We start from the raw sequence: 15963 nt of genomic DNA, 5'->3' as shown, positions 1-15963 counted from the left end.
AACATCAGCCAGTTACTTCTCCACGAGGGAAACATCCCGGACGGCGCCCTTGTCCGCAGACAGGGCCATGGCGGCATAGGCGCGCAGGGCAGCGGAAACCTGGCGGTCCCGGTTCTTGGGCTTGTAACCGCCGTTGACTTCCAGTTTTTCACGGCGTTCGGCGAGGACCTCGTCGGAGACCTCCAACTGCATTGAGCGCTGGCTGATGTCGATGCTGATGATGTCGCCGTTCTCCACCAGGGCGATGGTGCCGCCGGAGGCTGCCTCAGGGGAAATGTGCCCGATCGACAGGCCGGAGGTGCCGCCGGAGAAGCGGCCGTCCGTGATGAGGGCGCACTTCTTGCCCAGGCCGCGGCCCTTGAGGAACGACGTGGGGTAGAGCATTTCCTGCATGCCCGGACCGCCCTTGGGGCCTTCGTAGCGGATGACCACTACGTCGCCTTCCTTGACGGTCTTGTTCAGGATCTTTTCCACCGCTTCGTCCTGGGACTCGCACACAACGGCCGGGCCGGAGAAGGTCCAGATGGACTCGTCCACGCCGGCGGTCTTCACCACGGCGCCGTCGACGGCCACGTTGCCCCGGAGCACGGCCAGTCCGCCATCCTGGGAGTAGGCATGCTCCACGGAACGGATGCAGCCTTCCGCGGCGTCGGTGTCCAAAGAGGTCCACTCGTTCGACTGCGAGAATGCGGTGGAGGACCGGACGCCGCCGGGGGCAGCGTGCCACAGGGCCTGTGCTTCCTCAGTGGCCTTGCCGCCGCGGATGTCCCAGTCATCCAGCCAGCCGTCCAGGTCGGCGGAGTGCACGGAGTGGACGTCCTTGTGCAGGAGACCGCCGCGGTTCAGCTCGCCCAGCAGGGCGGGGATGCCGCCGGCGCGGTGCACGTCCTCCATGTAATAGGTCTTGTCCTTGGCGACGTTCGGGGCCACCTTGGCCAGGCAGGGCACCTGGCGGGACTTGGCGTCCATCTCGGCGAGCCCGTAATCCACGCCTGCCTCCTGGGCCGCGGCCAGCAGGTGCAGGATGGTGTTGGTGGAGCCGCCCATGGAGATGTCCAGGGCCATGGCGTTGTCGAAGGCATTGGCGGTGGCGATGGAGCGCGGCAGCACGGAGGCGTCGTCGCCGTCGTAATAGCGTTTCACCAGCTCGACGACGGTGGAACCGGCCTTCTCGTACAGTGCCTTGCGCGCGGTGTGGGTGGCCAGAACGGAGCCGTTGCCCGGCAGGGACAGGCCGATGGCCTCGGTGAGGCAGTTCATTGAGTTGGCGGTGAACATGCCGGAGCAGGAACCGCAGGTGGGACAGGCGTTCTCTTCGATGAGGTTGATGTCCGCATCGGAGATGGACTCGTCCACGGCGTCGGCAATGGCGTTCACCAGGTCCAGGGAGCGCACGGAGCCGTCGGTCAGGGTCACGCGGCCGGCCTCCATGGGGCCACCGGAGACGAACACGGTGGGGATGTTCAGGCGCAGCGCGGCCATGAGCATGCCGGGGGTGATCTTGTCGCAGTTGGAGATGCAGACCAGGGCGTCGGCGCAGTGGGCATTGACCATGTACTCCACAGAGTCGGCGATCAAATCGCGGGAAGGCAGCGAGTAGAGCATGCCGGAGTGGCCCATGGCGATGCCGTCATCCACGGCGATGGTGTTGAACTCGCGCGGCACCGCGCCGGCGGCGAGGATCGCATCGGAGACGATCCGGCCCACGGGGGCGAGGTGCGTGTGCCCGGGCACGAACTCGGTGAAGGAGTTGGCCACGGCGATGATGGGCTTGCCGATGTCTGAGTTGGCGACGCCGGAGGCGCGCAGCAGCGCGCGGGCTCCGGCCATGTTGCGGCCATGGGTGACTGTTTTTGAGCGTAGAGCAGGCATGAATATCATCCTGTCCGCTCCGTCCCGCACGCGGAAGTCGCTCCTAATACTAGTAGTTGGAGTACTAGAGTAATAGTATTTGCGGATGCAGGGATCTGAGAGACGGAAGGAGCTTGGCCTCTTCCTCCGGGCCCGCCGGGACCAGGCAGTGCGGGCCGAGTACGGCCTTCCGCCCATAGCCCGCAAGCGCGAGGGCGAGCGCGGCCTCCGCCGGGAAGAGATCGCGTTCCTCTCCGGGGTGAGCGTCACCTGGTACACGTGGCTTGAGCAGGGCAGGGACATCAGTCCGTCCCGGCAGGTCCTGGAGTCCATCTGCCGCTCCCTCCATCTTTCGGACACCGGGCTCGCCTACGTCCTGTCGCTCGCCGGCTACGCAACAACGGCCCCTGCCAGCCCCGCGGCCGCCAGCGCGCCGGCCCACGTTCAGCGGTTGATGGATGCACTGGATCCCAACCCCGCCTTCGCCTTGTTCCCTGACTGGGGAGTCGCCGGCTGGAACACGGCATACGCGGCGCTCTACCCCAACATCGCAAAGGTTCCTGCTCCGGACCGCAATCTTTTGTGGCTGGTTTTCACGGACCCCTACGTCCGGGACCTGCTTCCCGACTGGGAGGTTACGAGCAAACGCTTCCTTGCGGAGTTCCGGGCCGAAACCGGACAGCGCCTCGGCGATCCGGATATCAAGTACCAAGTGGAACGGCTCCGGGGGGCCAGCCCCGAATTCCGGGCGGCCTGGGACCGGTACGACATCCTCGGCTTCGAATCCCGCGAGCGGCTTTTCCACCATCCTGCAGTCGGAATCCTGCAGCTGGAACACCACCAACTTTCCCCTTCGGACCGGCCCGATCTCCACCTCGTGGTGTATACACCGGCCCCCGGAAGCGAGGCCAGCGACCAGATGCTGCGCCTCATATCCGGCTCCCGCTAGACATATTTCACATGGCCGGCGGTTGCGGCAGCGCCAGCTTCGGACGACAATAGTTAGCAATGCTAATTAGCTACGCTAATCATCACCTTTAGGAGGCGTAGGATGTCACCAGCACCAGCGACAGACGCAGAAGCTATCGATTCCATCAGCCCCGATTCCCTGGCCATCGATCTCCGCACAGCAGTTATGCGGACATCCCGTCGGCTCCGCGTCGAGGCAACAGGCGAGACCATCACTCCCGGCCAGTACACCGTGCTGGCCCAGCTCCACAGCGACGGCCCGCGGACACCCCGGGAACTGGCGGCACGGGAACACGTGCAGGCACCGTCGATGACCCGGATTGTGAACGCCCTCGCAGAGCAGGGGTTTGTATCCCGGTCTGCGCACCCGGAGGACGGCCGCCAGATCCAGGTGTGCATCACCCCTGCCGGCGTGGAAGTCCTGGAGGAGGCGCGGGAACAGCGGACCGCCTGGCTGGCACAGCGTGTGGCCGGCCTGAGCCCGGAGGACCGGCTGACCCTGAGCCGTGCCGCGCAGATCATGCAGCAGATGAGCGGCCGATGAGCGCCACCTTCCGGGCATTGCAGAACCCCAACTACCGTCTCTGGGCCGGCGGGGCGCTCGTGTCCAACATCGGCACCTGGATGCAGAGGGTCGCACAGGACTGGCTGGTGCTGACCGTCCTCACGGACCATTCCGGGACCGCCGTCGGCATCACCACGGCCCTGCAGTTCCTGCCCATGCTGCTGCTTGGCCCCTACGCCGGCGTCCTCGCCGACCGGCACCGGAAACGCGTGATCCTGCTGTGGACCCAGACGGCAATGGGCCTGTGCGGGCTGGCCGTCGGGCTCGTGGTGGTGACCGGCGTGGCCCAATTGTGGCAGGTGTACGCGGCCGCCCTCTGCCTGGGGCTGGCCAGCGCCATTGACGGGCCGGCACGCCAGGCCTTCGTCTCCGAACTCGTGGGGCACGATGACATCGCCAATGCGGTGTCCCTTAACTCCGCATCCTTCAACACCGCGCGGCTGACGGGACCTGCGATCGCCGGAGTGCTCATCGCCTGGGTGGGCACAGGTCCAGTGTTCCTGCTCAACGCCGCCAGCTTCGCGGCCGTCCTGGTCTCGCTGGCCAGGATCCGCACGGCAGAGCTGGCCCCGGCCGCACAGGCAGTCCGCAGCAAGCACCAGGTGGTGGAGGGGCTGGGCTATGTGCGCAGGCGCCCGGATCTGGTGCTGATCCTCGTCCTCGTGGGCATTCTGGGGGCCTTCGGCATGAATTTCCCCATCACTAATGCGCTGATGTCCACGGCGGAATTCGGCATGGGCCCCGGTGAATTCGGCCTCCTGGGCTCCATCATGGCTGTCGGGACCCTGGCCGGAGCGTTGCTGGCCGCCCGCCGGTCCGGCCCCCGGCTGCGTTTCCTGCTCGGCGGGGCGCTGGGCCTGGGTTTCTTCTTGCTTGTCGGCAGCGTCTCGCCGTCGTTCTGGCTGTACGCCGCCATCCTTGTTCCGGTAGGACTGGCCTCGATGACCTTCCTGAACAGCTGCAATACGAGCATCCAGCTTTCGGTGGAGCCGCAGTTCCGGGGCCGTGTGCTGGCCCTCTACCTGGCAACTCTGCAGGGCGGGACGGCCCTGGGGGCTCCGCTCATGGGCTGGCTCGGCAGCACCTTCGGCGCCCGCTGGTCGGTGGCCGCTGGCGGCGCCGTCGTGCTACTGGCCGGACTGCTCGGCGTGTTTGTGGTGGTCCGGAGCAGCCGGCTCACCATGCGGCAGCAGCTGCTGGCTTCCTTCCCGCGGAGGGGTCGCGCGGTCAGCTCTGCGCCGGGAGCGGGTGCTCCAGAATGAAGTCGCTCTCCACCGAGTCGCCCAGGGTGAAGGACTTCGTCCCGATCCTGGTGAAGCCGGACTTTTCGTAGAAGCGGATGGCCTTGGCGTTCTGGCCATTGACTCCGAGCCAGACGCTCGCCGCACCCTGCTCCGCTGCCCAGTCCAGCGAGGCCCGCATCAGCGCGGCGGCCGCGCCCCGTCCGTGGCGGTCCGGGTGAACGTAGCATTTGCTCAGCTCAACGGACCGGTGGCCGCCCAGGGCACGGAGCACATCAGGGTCCGTTGACTCCCGGTCGACGAGCAGGGTGTACCCGTCAAGCCGGCCGTCCCCGTCAAGTACCAGGATGGCGATTTTGTTGTCCGCGAGGTACTCCGCGAACCGCTCCTCGCTGAGTGTCCGGTTGAGGTGCAGCCGGATGTCCTCCGGCGAGGAGCCAGGCGGGCAAGCCAGCGGGAAAGTCGCCGCCGCCAGGTCAGCAAGGGCGCGGGCGTCCCCGGCAACAGCCTTCCGGATCATTGAAACTCCAAAGCGTGGGGCGGGCAGAAATCACTAAGAGGATTCTAGGCCGCCAGGAGCTTACCGCCGGGGTCAGCGGTTACCGGACACCCTCGGCTCAACGGCCCAGGCGAGGCAGTGCAGTGCGCTGGCGGTCCTGCCCCGGAAGCTGTTCCAGGCAGTTGACCGCGGCGCCCGCTCCTCGGTGACCGTGGGGGCCTGGGGCAGGGCGCTTGTGGCCAGGCTGTCAGAGCCAGCCAGAAAGAGGGCCATCATGCCAGTGCTTTCCATACTTTTGCTCCAGAAAGATTCTCAGAAATTTTTGCGGATCGGGACGGAGCCCGCAGTCAACCCCATCCATTATTCCTCACTGGTCAACCGGTTGATGAATAATGCGACCGCCGCCACATCCGCAGGCGGCCGCCGCCTACCAACTGCCGCACGCCGAGGGCCGTCAACTTTCGTTGACACACCATCCGTCGTCAACTAACGTTGACGCCATGGAGGTGGACCGGTTGAAAACTTTGGTGGGATCCATGGACGGCGACAACCCGGTGAATGGTCTGCAGGCCGTGGCGGAACTGCACCGGGAAATCGGGCGGGCGGAGGCGGCCCTGGTGCGGCGGGCCCGGCTGGCGGGTTTGTCCTGGGAGGCGATCGCGCACGCACTTGGCGTCAGCAAGCAGGCCGTGCACAAGAAGTACGGCAAGAGATAGAGCGGAAAGAACAGGGGGTTCCGCCGGGACGGCGGAACCCCCTGTCAGCCATCGCTGCCATGGAGGGGTCGTCGTCGGCCTTCCTGCAGCGGGGTGGCCTGTCGGATGCTGCCGGCGCCTCCTTCGAGTCCGTGGACGTCCCGGGCTCCTACCTTGTGCTCCGGCAGGGTGCCCTTGCAGTGGCGAAGGTGGGCAAGAACGAGCGACCGGCAGCCACGTTCTTCCTGCGTTCCTAGCCACTCATGGCACTCGGGCAGGGCCGGCGGATTCTCCGCCGGCCCTGCTGTTTTTTGCGGCTTTCAACTGGCCCCACCCGAAAGGGTAGTCAGAACCGTCAGAAAACGGCGTTACCCCCGCCCGCTTGCTTCGGAATCATGGATGTCAGGCAGAAAGTACCAGCAACCGCTGGTTCAAGTTCCATTCGATAGGAAAGACCATGACTCGGGAAGAAGCTTATGCAAGGTGCCCTCCGGATTCGTATGTCGAGTTTTACGGCGGACGTTGGCTTGTCGTTCCGTTCGCACCGGTTGAGCAACCGGAATTCTTCGTGTGCTCGCCGGAAAGTGTGGGCGTCTTTAGCGCCGCGCGAGGGCTCGAAGTCGCGGGCTTTGAAGGTCAGCGGGCAGCATGAAGTTCCCGGAAACGGTGTAAAACTGCGCCTTGAAGAGACGCCGCTTTGGCCGCGTTGCCCTGTCAGCCTGCTGGGACCGCAAAGTCGCGGATGGTGATTCCGGAGAAGATCGCCGCGCCGCCGTCGGTATAGAGGGAGATCCCCGTGTCGCCCGCTGCGAAGTGCACCTGCTGCGAGAGCACAGTGTGGCCCGCATTGACGAACACCTCGACACTCTGGGTGTCCACAAAGATTCGCAGGTGCACCGAACGTGCGGCGGGGTCGATTGGCGCGGCAGCCCGGGTGTACGGCATGAGTGAGAAACCACCCTGGTCCGACGGTCCACGGTCCACGTACAGCTCGCCGCCGTACTTGCCGATGTTCGTGTGGCGGGCGCCGTCGACCGAGCGGCCCACTGAGACCCCGACGTTGGTGGCAGCATCCCACGAGATGTCGAGTTCGAGTTCGTAGGTGTTGCCGCTCCACGGCAGGACGGCACTGCCGTTCACGATGCGATCCGGAAGCACTGTTGTAGAGCTGACGTAGCTCGAGAGTGCCTCAACAGGAGTGCTGAGCAGGGTGTACCAGCCGCCCGACTGCCGAACGAGACGCAGCTCGCGCACGACCGAGTTCTGGCCGTTGTACCCGTCGGATGCGTCGGTGGGAACATCGCGGGCGGCGTACTTCCAGTTGTTCATCCAGGCCACCGCGTACCGTCGATCGTCCTGTGCTCCGGCCACCGGCCAAGTCACCGCGGCGTACCAGTCCCAGCCCCAGTCCAGCCATTGCGGGTCCAGGTCGTCGGCGATAAATTGCTCGCCGTCCCAATTGCCTGTCCAGTAGGCATACGTCATCGGCAGGCCTGTGCCGTACGCGTCCATGCTTGCCCCCAGCACCCAGTGCGGGGTGCCGTCGTCGGCCGTCATCTCGAACAAGTCCGGGCATTCGATCCCGCCTAGCGCGTGATTCGGATAGTCAAAATTGCGCTTCAGCTGCCAGTCGCGCAAATTCGTCGAAGTATAGAACGCTGCATATCGCGCCCTGCCAATGACGCACACCCACTCGCCGCGCGCGGCATCCCAGTGGATCTTCGGATCGCGGAACCATTCTGCGTTTTCGATTTCTGCCGGCGTGGTCGCAGTCCGGCCATCGGTGTTGACGAGCACGGGATCGGGAAGGGCGGTAAACGTGTAACCGCCATCGGTCGACCAGTACAGGTACTGATCCTGGTACTTGCGTATGCCGCCGGTGGGCTGCGTCGCGAGCACGACAATCGCATCCGCACCGAAGCCCGCGGTGTTAGCCGTGTCGACGACTGCCGATCCTGACCACACGGGAAAGTCCGGCTGCAGCGGCAGCGCGACTCCGTGATGGGTGAAGGTCACGCAATCCCTGGTTGTCGCATGGTCCCAGCCACCGGGGCCGTTATTCTGCCCGGAGTGCAGGTAGTACAGGTGGTAGGCACCGTCCACATGCACCGGACGCTGCGGGTCGCACAGCCAGCCGGCTGGCGGAGTCAGGTGATAGGCGGCGCGCAGCGATGGTTGGGCACTGGCGGTTGCAGCAGGCCCGGCGCCACTCATGAAAAGCGCTAATGCTCCGGCTCCTGTGCCTTGCAGGGCGTGGCGACGGGAAAATTCATGTGTCAAGGATGCTTCCTCTCAGAGGTATATGCGTCGTTGCGGCTACCCGGTACCGGTATCAGCAAAGGAAGGCTGTTGAATCGGAGCCCTCCCGAGCAGAGGGCCGTCTGAGCGGCCCGGAGATGAGTCGGTACGCAGAGAACCCTAAGAGTCCGAACCCGTGGTGGTCAAGCGCTTAAGCTGGCCAACGGAACAGGCATTCTTGACTTGCGGCTATTTTTGCTAAAACGCTTGATCACCAGAACGGTTCCGAGCTAGTCTGCGTTTGATCAAACGCTTTAGCAGAATGGACATCAGTGCCGATGAATCACCCAGTCTTCTTCCAGCCCGCCGACGGATGGGTTGGAGACCTCATTCCCTTTCAGAAGGACGGGGAGTTTTGGCTCTTTTATCTCCACGAGGTCCGCTCCGACCCTAAGCCGGGAACCTCTTGGAACCTCGTCACCACCAAGGACCTCATCCAGTTCCAGGACCATGGGGTGTCCCTCGCCCACGGAACCGCCGATGACCTGGACTTCAACGCCTACACAGGAAGCATCGCCGTCGACGAAACGGGTATCCACCACCTGTTTTACACAGGACAAAATCCGGCGAACCTGGGCGCGGACGGCGCTCCGCTGCAGCTCGTCATGCATGCCACCAGCAGCGACGGCATGAAGACCTGGACCAAGTATCCGGAACTCACCTTCGGGGCACCGGAAGGCTACGAGACCGGAGACTGGCGTGACCCCTTCGTCTTCCGGGACGAGGAAGCCGGGCAATGGCGGATGCTGCTGGCCGCACGTCACGCCGAAGGACCGGAACGCCGCCGCGGGGTGATTGCCCAGTGCGTGTCCTCGGACCTGATGAAATGGGAGCACACCGACCCGTTCTGGGACCCGCGGCGCTACATCACCCACGAGTGCCCCGACGTATTTGTCTGGGGCGACTGGTGGTACATGGTTTACTCAGAGTTCTCCGAGTCCTTCACCACCAGGTACAGGATGGCCAAAAGCCCCGACGGCCCCTGGACCGTGCCGCGCCTGGACAGCATCGACGGCCGCGCCTTCTACGCTTCCAAATCTGCCGAGCGTGACGGCCGGCGCTTTTTCTTCGGCTGGATCGCCAGCAAAGAGAACGCCCGCGACGACGGACCGTGGCAGTGGGCGGGCACCATGTCGGTGCTCGAGGCCTGCCAGAACGCGGACGGCACCTTGGCGTTCTCCTTCCCTGACGAACTCGTGGAGAGCTTCTGGAACGAGATCCCGGCATTCCTGGACCCGGAACTTCCCACCACGCTGACGGTCCCGGACGGGTACCAAGCCATCCTGACCCGCGACAGCATGCCGCGCCAGTTCTACGCCAGGACCGTCCTGCAGATCGGCGCCGGAACCACAGAATGCGGTCTGCTGCTGCGATCCAGCGCCGACGGGGACCGCTCCTACATCATCCGGCTCGAGCCGAAGCGCGGCCGCATGGTGTTTGACCGCTGGCCCCGGACTATCACCGGCGACGCACAGTGGCACGTCTCAGGGGACGTTCCCTTCGACATCGAACTGGAGCGCCCGTGCGACCTCAGCGCCGGGGAGCACACGCTCGAAGTTGTCGTGGACGGAGACCTGTGTGTCGCAGTCCTGGACCGGCGGGTGGCCCTCAGCACCAGAATTTACGACCTGGCGGACGGCCTGCTCGGCGTGTTCGCCGGTGAGGGCACCGTCACCGTTACCGAGCTTGAAATCCACCAGCGCACTCCCTAGCCATTCACCCCTATCAACAATTCCAATCAAGGAAGATTGCCGCCATGAAAAATCTGTTCCGAACGGCTGCCGTGGCCGCCGTCGCCGCACTGGCCCTCGCAGGGTGCGCCGGCGGAGGTGCCAGCAGCTCCTCCAACGTCACACCGACAGGGGAAATCAAGCCCCGCGAAATATCGTGGCTGTTGTCCCGGCCGGCCGACGGTGCCGTCATCAACATCATGAAAAAGCTCGCCAGTGACTACGCCAAGGACCACCCGGGCTTCTCGCTGAACCTGATCACCACTCCGGACCGTCCCTCCTACATCCAGAAACTGGAAACCCTGGCCGCCGCGAACAAGCTACCGGAGCTTTTCGACACCGATGCCACCCCGTTCGCCCAGCAGTTGGCGAAACAGGGCAAGATGGTCGACGCCGAAAAGCTGCTCAAGACCCTGGACGTCTACGACACCTACCGTCCCGCCGCGCTGGACTACCAGCGGTTCGACGACGGATCCCTCTACATGATCCCGTTCCAGTTCGAGCTGGAGTTCATCTGGTACAACAAGGCGCTGCTGCAGAAGGCAGGGGTGTCCGTCCCGAAGTCCCTGGACGACGTCCCTGCGATGTGCACCGCCCTGCGCAAGGCCGGCATCACCCCGATCGCGATCGACGGACAGGACCAGTGGCCGCTGGAACGCTACGTCGCCTATCAGCCCTTCCGGGCAGCCGGGCCGGACTTCGTCCAGAAGCTGAAGAAGGGCGAGGCCAAATTCTCTGATCCCGCTGGCCAGAAGACCGTTCAGTGGATGTCTGCCTTGGGCAAGGCCAACTGCTTCCAGGACGGCTTTTCCTCGCAGGGCTACTCCGATGCGCAGAACCAGTTCACCTCCGGCAAAGCTGCCATGTACAACATCGGCACGTGGGAACTCCCCAGCCTCGCCACCGACAAGTTGAACCCGGCGGTACGCCAGGACATCGACTTCACGACCCTTCCGGTGACGGAGGGATCGGTCACCGCGGCCAACGAATACGTTTCCCCGTCCGGTATCGGCATGGCGGTAAACACCAAGACCTACGACCCGCTCGTGAGCGACTTCCTGAAATTCGCCTTGGCGAAGTACCCCTCGCAATACGCCGCAACCGGTGCCCTCTCGCCGACGACCAATGTCCAGACCGCCGTTCCCGCCAACGCCACCCCGCTGTACAAGAAGGCCATCGAGAAGGCGAAGGACCTCGGGACCAAGCAGGCCATGCCGTGGGATACCCAGCTTGACCCGACCACCAACGGCCGGCTCCAGCAGGAGCTCGTGCTGCTCGTCCAGGGCGACATAACCCCCGAGCAGTTCACCAGCACGATGGACAGCACCGTCGCGCAGAACGCACCGAAGTTCTTCAAGTAAACCCAAGCGGCGGGGGACCCCGGTCCCCCGCCCGAAAGGCCCCGCCATGCTTCCCAACAGGTCACGACTTTCAGTCCTGGTGTTCCTGCTCCCGCCGCTGCTGCTCTACGGCGCAGCGGTTCTCTTCCCGATTCTCCAATCCCTCTTCCTGAGCTTCTTCTCGTGGAACGGCATCAGCGACATGGAATTCGTCGGCCTGGCCAACTATGTCCGGATGTTCACCGGCGATGACATCTTCTGGCGTTCCTTCTTCAACGCCCTCGGATACCTCGCGATCTGCCTCGTGCTGCAGCTCGGCGGAGCCCTCCTCGTGGCCAGCCTGCTGACGTCCCTGCGCCGCGGACGTGAGCTGATCAAGACCCTCTACCTGCTGCCGGCCGTCATCTCCACCGTGGCGATCGCCTTCCTGTTCGTCCGCATCTACTCGATCGACCCGGTGGGCCTGCTCAACCAGCTCCTCCAGTGGATCGGACTCGGAAGCCTGGAGCGCGCGTGGCTCTCCGACGTCAACACCGTCCTCGCCGCCGTCTCCGCGCCCGAAGGCTGGCGGTTCACGGGCCTCTACATGCTGATCATCTATGCAGCCCTGATCGCCGTGCCCAAGGAACTCGAGGAGGCAGCCGTCCTCGACGGCGCGTCCCGGTGGACGCTCTTCACCAAGATCCGCTTCCCGTATATCCGCCCGGTCTGGATCACCACCACCATCATGGCCACCACCTACGGGCTCCGCGGGTTCGACATCCCGTACCTCATGACCAACGGCGGCCCCGGCCAGTCCTCCGAACTCCTCACCACCTACATGTACAAAACAGCATTTACCAGTACCGACTTCGGGTACGCCAGCACCATCTCCGTGTTCATCGTGATCGAGTGCCTCGTCGCCGTCGGCCTCATCCTCTTCATGCTCAAGCGGAAGGCAGAGTCATGATCACCCAGACAGCCCCGGCCCCACCGACGTCGGCTCAGACACCTTTACCGCCCGCCGCACGCCGGCGCCGCCGCCCCAGCGCCGCCCGGACCCTGTCACGCGTGCTCATCGCCCTCATCGTCGTCGTCCAGGTCTACCCCCTCGCCTGGCTGTTCCTGACCAGCCTGCGCAGCGAGCACGACTTCGCCACCGGGGATCCCTTCGCGCTGCCCAAGGCACTCACCCTCGAAAACTACGCCCGGGCCTTTGAAACCGGAGACCTCGGGAAGAACATCCTGAACAGCTTCATCGTCACCATGGGCGCCAACATCCTGATCGTGCTGCTCGGCATGATGGCCGCGTACGCCATCCAGGTGCTCGGCTTCCGGCTCAGCCGCCTGGTCCGCGGACTGTTCCTGGTGGGCATCATCGTCCCCGTCCAGATCGCGTTGGTCCCGCTGTTCATCGACTACTCCACGGTCAACCTGCTCGACACCTACCAGGCGATGATCATCCCGCTGGCAGGTTTCTCCCTGCCCATGTCCGTCTACCTGTTCTCCTCGTTCTTCGAATACATCCCCCGCGAAACGTACGAGGCAGCCTCCCTGGACGGCGCCGGCCCGTACCGGATTTTCGGCCTGATCACCCTGCCGCTGTCACTGAACACGGTGGTGACCGTGGTGCTCGTCAACAGCATCTTCATCTGGAACGACTTCATCTTTGCCAACACGTTCGTCCTGTCCGAGGAGCTGAAGACAATCCCGCTCGGCCTGCAGAACTACATCGGCGCCATGGGCAAGGTCGACTGGACCGCTACCTTCGCCGCTGTCTGCGTCACCGTCACCCCGCTGCTGCTCGTCTTCCTGGTACTCAACAAGGCCATGATCCAGGGCCTGGAAAGCGGAGCGACCAAGGGATGAGGGCTGTGGCTGACGGATATACTCCAAAAGGAGGGCAGATGGTTTCAAAGGAGAAAAAGACGGGCAAGCCCGCGCCTGCGGCGCGGGCTGCCAGGGCCGCTGAGCGTGCGCACCCGGTCACCCTGCGCGAGGTCGCCGAAGCTGCCGGCGTCTCCACCGCCACAGTCTCCTTGGTCGTCAACCAGAAAAAGGATGCGCGTATCTCGGCCGAGACCCGAAAACGGGTCCGCGACGCGATTAACCATCTGGGCTACCGGCCCAACGCGATGGCCCAGACGCTGGTCAGCGGAGCCTCACGGTTCATCGGACTGGTTGCGGACGGCGTTGCCACCACACCCTTCGCAGGCCAGATCATCCACGGGGCACAGGACGAGGCATGGAAGCACGGGTACGCCCTCCTGATCGCCAATACCGAGGGAAACGCGGAGCTCGAGCAGGACGCGATAGCAATGATGCTGGAGTACAAGGTGCGCGGCATCCTGTACTCGACCTGGTTTCACCGCTCCGCCGACATCCCTGCTCCGCTCCGCGAGGCTGACTTCGTTCTGGTCAACTGCTTCGCCACCGAGCCAGGCGCCAGGGCAGTGGTGCCGGATGAAGAACAGGGCGGCCGCTCAGCCACCGAGATCCTGCTGCGGCACGGCCACCGGCGCATCGCCTTCATCAATGCCACCACCCCCGCGCCGGCCAAAGACGGGCGGCTTCACGGCTACCGCGAAGCACTTGGGGCGGCAGGCATACAGTTCGACCCGGACCTGGTACTGGAAGCCTACTCTGACCAGGAAGGCGGATACGGCGCGACCGAGGAGCTTCTGAAACTCGGCGTCACCGCCGTGTACTGCTACAACGACCGCATGGCCATGGGACTGTACGACGGCCTTCGGGAACACGGACTGTCCATCCCCGACGACATGGCTGTGGTCGGCTTCGACAACCAGGAAGTGATCGCCGCCCACCTCCGGCCCCCGCTTTCCACGGTGTCCCTCCCCCACTACGAACTCGGCGCAGCGGGGGTGCGGATGCTGCTCGGCGTTGACGAGGCGCCGGAGAACGGGGTCGCAAAGATCTACTGCCCCACGGTGGAACGGGCCTCGGTTCTCGCAGCGGCACACGCCTGACCGCTTCGGTCATCCCGGCTCCCCGCCTGGCGGGGAGCCAGGACGAACAGGCTTGCCAGCACCATGGCGACGCCGAGCCAGCCCAGTGCAGGCAACCGTTCACCCACGACGACGACGGCCAGCACCGCGGCGACGACGGTTTCCATGAGGGACAGGCCCGTTGCCGTGCTCGCGCGCACGCGCGCCAGTCCCCAGCCGAACAGGACGTAGCCCGCGAACATCGGGACAAGCGCCATGTAGGCGCCCACCGAGAAGTTGCCCCAGGATTCGAGCAGCGGCCGGCCGGTCACGGCGAGCACCGGCATCAGGAGCACTCCGCCCAGGCCGAACACCGCTCCCATGGCGGCACGGGATGACACTCCCCCGCTGATCAGGCGGTGGGCAGCCCACGAGTACAGCGCGTAGGTCACGCCGGCCACGAGGCCGAGAAGTACCCCCGCCGGCACGGCCCAGGCTTCTGCGAGCGCGCCCGGCCGCTCCGCGCTGTCACCGGCAAAACACAGGAGTCCGGCGCCAGCCACCCCGGTCAGCGCGCCGAGCATCCAGCGGCGGGTCAGCTCTTTCCGCTCTGCCAGGCGCTCGATGACTGCCGACGCCAGAGGGGCCGAGCCGATCGAAACGACCGTTCCGAGCGCCACCCCGGAAAGGTGCATGGAGCTGTAGAAGGCAAGCGGGTACACCGCGACCGCCGCCGCCCCGAGGGCGACCAGCAGCCACCGGCCGCGGAGGATGTCCCAGTGGTTCGCAATCGGCTGCACCGCGGACAGCGCCTGCAGCAGTCCGCCCACCCCCATGGCCACGGCGCCGATGGCCAGCGGACTCACCGACGGCGCGAATGTGGCAACAGTTCCGGTCGTGCCCCACAGCGTCGACGCAGCCACAACGAAAAACGCACCCAGGAGCGGCCCGTTCGCCCGGCCAAGCACCGCCTTCACAGCCCCTCCAGCATCTGAACAGCGATCGCCCGGGCCTCGTACAGGCAGCGGTCTTCGCCCTCAAGCCCTGCCCTTGCCATGGACCCTTCGAGCACGAACGCCAGATGCCGGGCCACCCTGGCCGACGCCTCGCCCGGTCCCGGCTTCAGTTCCGCCACATGCTTGAGCAGGAGGCCCTCGACCTCTTCCTTGTGCTGCCGGACGGCCTGCCTTCCGGGGGCGCCCGCCGGCAGTTCCGCTGCCGCGTTGAGCAGGCCGCACCCCCGGAAACCGTGCTCATAGGCCACGTTGGCGTGGTCAATGTAGGCGTCGAACACCGCCAGGACGCGCTCCTGCGGAGTGGCCGCCGTCCGGACCCGCTCCCGGTACAGGGAAAGCCATTCCTCATGCCGGGCGGCCAGGTAGGCGGCCACCAGGACCGCCTTGGAAGCGAAGTTGTTGTAGAGGCTCTTCTTGGCCACACCTGCCGCGGCAGTGATGGAGTCGATGCCCGTGGCCGCCACGCCGTTGGCATAGAAGAGCCTAGCCGCAGCCTCCAGGAGGGATGCGCGGGCAGGCCGCTTTACGGACCTTCCTTCAGGTGAAACCACAGGGAACCTCCTATGAGAAACGGCGAGTAGGTAGTCCAGTCTACCTACTCGCCTGACGGACGTAAATCACCCCAGATGGCGGGTCATAAAGCACTGCCGGGCATCGCCGTCGTTCTCTTCAATTTGTGTCTTGCTTCACAGCCCCGGCGGGGATAACATAGTCCATGATTGTTAGCGCTAACAGTGATGTTGGGGCAACCGGGGTCTCTGCTCCGGTGATGACAGCCTCCGGCGCCGGTCCTCAGGATCGGCCTCGGTACGCCGGACACCAGTGGCCGGCCCTG

General features: G+C 65.0%; 16 protein-coding genes. 10 read left to right on the top strand and 6 right to left on the bottom strand.

Annotation, left to right across the window (positions count from 1 at the left end):
* Positions 1-12: 12 nt before the first annotated feature.
* Entirely contained in the window at positions 13-1872 is a 1860-nt protein-coding gene (ilvD, locus tag ACFTSA_RS17505) for a dihydroxy-acid dehydratase (RefSeq protein ID WP_377952878.1), read from the bottom strand.
* Positions 1873-1957: 85 nt separating this feature from the next.
* On the opposite strand from ilvD, the gene ACFTSA_RS17500 reads away from it, so the two are divergent.
* From ACFTSA_RS17500 to ACFTSA_RS17490, 3 genes are all read left to right on the top strand, one after another.
* On the top strand, positions 1958-2800 hold the full coding sequence (locus tag ACFTSA_RS17500; protein ID WP_377952877.1) for a helix-turn-helix transcriptional regulator: 843 nt from the start codon (positions 1958-1960) through the stop codon (positions 2798-2800).
* Between the two features lie 102 nt (positions 2801-2902).
* On the top strand, positions 2903-3364 hold the full coding sequence (locus ACFTSA_RS17495; protein ID WP_377952876.1) for a MarR family winged helix-turn-helix transcriptional regulator: 462 nt from the start codon (positions 2903-2905) through the stop codon (positions 3362-3364).
* Entirely contained in the window at positions 3361-4647 is a 1287-nt protein-coding gene (locus tag ACFTSA_RS17490) for an MFS transporter (RefSeq protein ID WP_377952875.1), read from the top strand. The genes ACFTSA_RS17495 and ACFTSA_RS17490 overlap by 4 nt, the downstream gene beginning before the upstream one ends.
* Here ACFTSA_RS17490 and ACFTSA_RS17485 read toward each other — a convergent pair.
* Together ACFTSA_RS17485 and ACFTSA_RS17480 are read right to left on the bottom strand one after the other, a co-directional pair.
* Positions 4613-5146 carry a GNAT family N-acetyltransferase gene (locus ACFTSA_RS17485; RefSeq protein ID WP_377952874.1) on the bottom strand — a complete coding sequence of 178 codons (534 nt, stop codon included), beginning with the start codon at positions 5144-5146 and terminating at the stop codon, positions 4613-4615. The genes ACFTSA_RS17490 and ACFTSA_RS17485 overlap by 35 nt on opposite strands.
* 72 nt (positions 5147-5218) lie before the next feature.
* Positions 5219-5401: a hypothetical protein gene (locus ACFTSA_RS17480; protein ID WP_377952873.1), complete on the bottom strand. Its 183-nt coding sequence runs from the start codon at positions 5399-5401 to the stop codon at positions 5219-5221.
* A gap of 224 nt (positions 5402-5625) precedes the next feature.
* Between ACFTSA_RS17480 and ACFTSA_RS17475 the strand changes: the two genes are divergently transcribed.
* Both ACFTSA_RS17475 and ACFTSA_RS17470 read left to right on the top strand, forming a co-directional pair.
* A complete protein-coding gene (locus tag ACFTSA_RS17475) occupies positions 5626-5841 on the top strand; it encodes an AsnC family protein (protein WP_190605760.1) in 216 nt (71 codons plus the stop codon).
* 59 nt (positions 5842-5900) lie between these two features.
* Positions 5901-6077, top strand: a complete 177-nt coding sequence (locus ACFTSA_RS17470) for an AbfB domain-containing protein (RefSeq protein ID WP_377952871.1) — start codon at positions 5901-5903, stop codon at positions 6075-6077.
* Between the two features lie 457 nt (positions 6078-6534).
* On the opposite strand, the gene ACFTSA_RS17465 is transcribed toward ACFTSA_RS17470, so the two are convergent.
* Positions 6535-8100, bottom strand: a complete 1566-nt coding sequence (locus ACFTSA_RS17465) for a glycoside hydrolase family 32 protein (protein WP_377952869.1) — start codon at positions 8098-8100, stop codon at positions 6535-6537.
* Between the two features lie 296 nt (positions 8101-8396).
* Here ACFTSA_RS17465 and ACFTSA_RS17460 point away from each other — a divergent pair, with 296 nt between their 5' ends.
* From ACFTSA_RS17460 to ACFTSA_RS17440, 5 genes are read left to right on the top strand one after another with little or no spacing between them, the layout of a single operon-like run.
* Positions 8397-9830: a GH32 C-terminal domain-containing protein gene (locus tag ACFTSA_RS17460; RefSeq protein WP_377952867.1), complete on the top strand. Its 1434-nt coding sequence runs from the start codon at positions 8397-8399 to the stop codon at positions 9828-9830.
* Positions 9831-9874: 44 nt separating this feature from the next.
* Positions 9875-11209: an ABC transporter substrate-binding protein gene (locus tag ACFTSA_RS17455; RefSeq protein WP_377952865.1), complete on the top strand. Its 1335-nt coding sequence runs from the start codon at positions 9875-9877 to the stop codon at positions 11207-11209.
* Positions 11210-11255: 46 nt separating this feature from the next.
* Positions 11256-12137: a carbohydrate ABC transporter permease gene (locus ACFTSA_RS17450; RefSeq protein WP_377952863.1), complete on the top strand. Its 882-nt coding sequence runs from the start codon at positions 11256-11258 to the stop codon at positions 12135-12137.
* A complete protein-coding gene (locus ACFTSA_RS17445) occupies positions 12134-13036 on the top strand; it encodes a carbohydrate ABC transporter permease (RefSeq protein ID WP_377952861.1) in 903 nt (300 codons plus the stop codon). Before ACFTSA_RS17450 ends, ACFTSA_RS17445 begins: the two co-directional genes overlap by 4 nt.
* Positions 13037-13074: 38 nt before the next feature.
* Positions 13075-14154: a LacI family DNA-binding transcriptional regulator gene (locus tag ACFTSA_RS17440; protein ID WP_377952859.1), complete on the top strand. Its 1080-nt coding sequence runs from the start codon at positions 13075-13077 to the stop codon at positions 14152-14154.
* Here ACFTSA_RS17440 and ACFTSA_RS17435 read toward each other — a convergent pair.
* On the bottom strand, positions 14103-15089 hold the full coding sequence (locus ACFTSA_RS17435) for a DMT family transporter (RefSeq protein WP_377952858.1): 987 nt from the start codon (positions 15087-15089) through the stop codon (positions 14103-14105). The two genes, ACFTSA_RS17440 and ACFTSA_RS17435, sit on opposite strands and share 52 nt — an antisense overlap.
* Entirely contained in the window at positions 15086-15679 is a 594-nt protein-coding gene (locus tag ACFTSA_RS17430) for a TetR/AcrR family transcriptional regulator (RefSeq protein ID WP_377952857.1), read from the bottom strand. Before ACFTSA_RS17430 ends, ACFTSA_RS17435 begins: the two co-directional genes overlap by 4 nt.
* Positions 15680-15963: the final 284 nt, after the last annotated feature.

This window comes from Arthrobacter sp. NPDC057013 (assembly GCF_042674585.1).
In the GTDB taxonomy this organism is placed as follows: domain Bacteria; phylum Actinomycetota; class Actinomycetes; order Actinomycetales; family Micrococcaceae; genus Arthrobacter.
Note: the sequence above shows the minus strand (reverse complement) of the source record. Positions and strands in the feature narration are given on the sequence as shown.

What these genes read in the sequence shown, in the direction of transcription:
- ilvD (WP_377952878.1), bottom strand. Translation starts at nt 1,872, where the DNA reads ATGCCTGCTCTACGCTCAAAAACAGTCACCCATGGCCGCAACATGGCC.
- ACFTSA_RS17500 (WP_377952877.1), top strand. Translation starts at nt 1,958, where the DNA reads ATGCAGGGATCTGAGAGACGGAAGGAGCTTGGCCTCTTCCTCCGGGCC.
- ACFTSA_RS17495 (WP_377952876.1), top strand. Translation starts at nt 2,903, where the DNA reads ATGTCACCAGCACCAGCGACAGACGCAGAAGCTATCGATTCCATCAGC.
- ACFTSA_RS17490 (WP_377952875.1), top strand. Translation starts at nt 3,361, where the DNA reads ATGAGCGCCACCTTCCGGGCATTGCAGAACCCCAACTACCGTCTCTGG.
- ACFTSA_RS17485 (WP_377952874.1), bottom strand. Translation starts at nt 5,146, where the DNA reads ATGATCCGGAAGGCTGTTGCCGGGGACGCCCGCGCCCTTGCTGACCTG.
- ACFTSA_RS17480 (WP_377952873.1), bottom strand. Translation starts at nt 5,401, where the DNA reads ATGATGGCCCTCTTTCTGGCTGGCTCTGACAGCCTGGCCACAAGCGCC.
- ACFTSA_RS17475 (WP_190605760.1), top strand. Translation starts at nt 5,626, where the DNA reads ATGGAGGTGGACCGGTTGAAAACTTTGGTGGGATCCATGGACGGCGAC.
- ACFTSA_RS17470 (WP_377952871.1), top strand. Translation starts at nt 5,901, where the DNA reads ATGGAGGGGTCGTCGTCGGCCTTCCTGCAGCGGGGTGGCCTGTCGGAT.
- ACFTSA_RS17460 (WP_377952867.1), top strand. Translation starts at nt 8,397, where the DNA reads ATGAATCACCCAGTCTTCTTCCAGCCCGCCGACGGATGGGTTGGAGAC.
- ACFTSA_RS17455 (WP_377952865.1), top strand. Translation starts at nt 9,875, where the DNA reads ATGAAAAATCTGTTCCGAACGGCTGCCGTGGCCGCCGTCGCCGCACTG.
- ACFTSA_RS17450 (WP_377952863.1), top strand. Translation starts at nt 11,256, where the DNA reads ATGCTTCCCAACAGGTCACGACTTTCAGTCCTGGTGTTCCTGCTCCCG.
- ACFTSA_RS17445 (WP_377952861.1), top strand. Translation starts at nt 12,134, where the DNA reads ATGATCACCCAGACAGCCCCGGCCCCACCGACGTCGGCTCAGACACCT.
- ACFTSA_RS17440 (WP_377952859.1), top strand. Translation starts at nt 13,075, where the DNA reads ATGGTTTCAAAGGAGAAAAAGACGGGCAAGCCCGCGCCTGCGGCGCGG.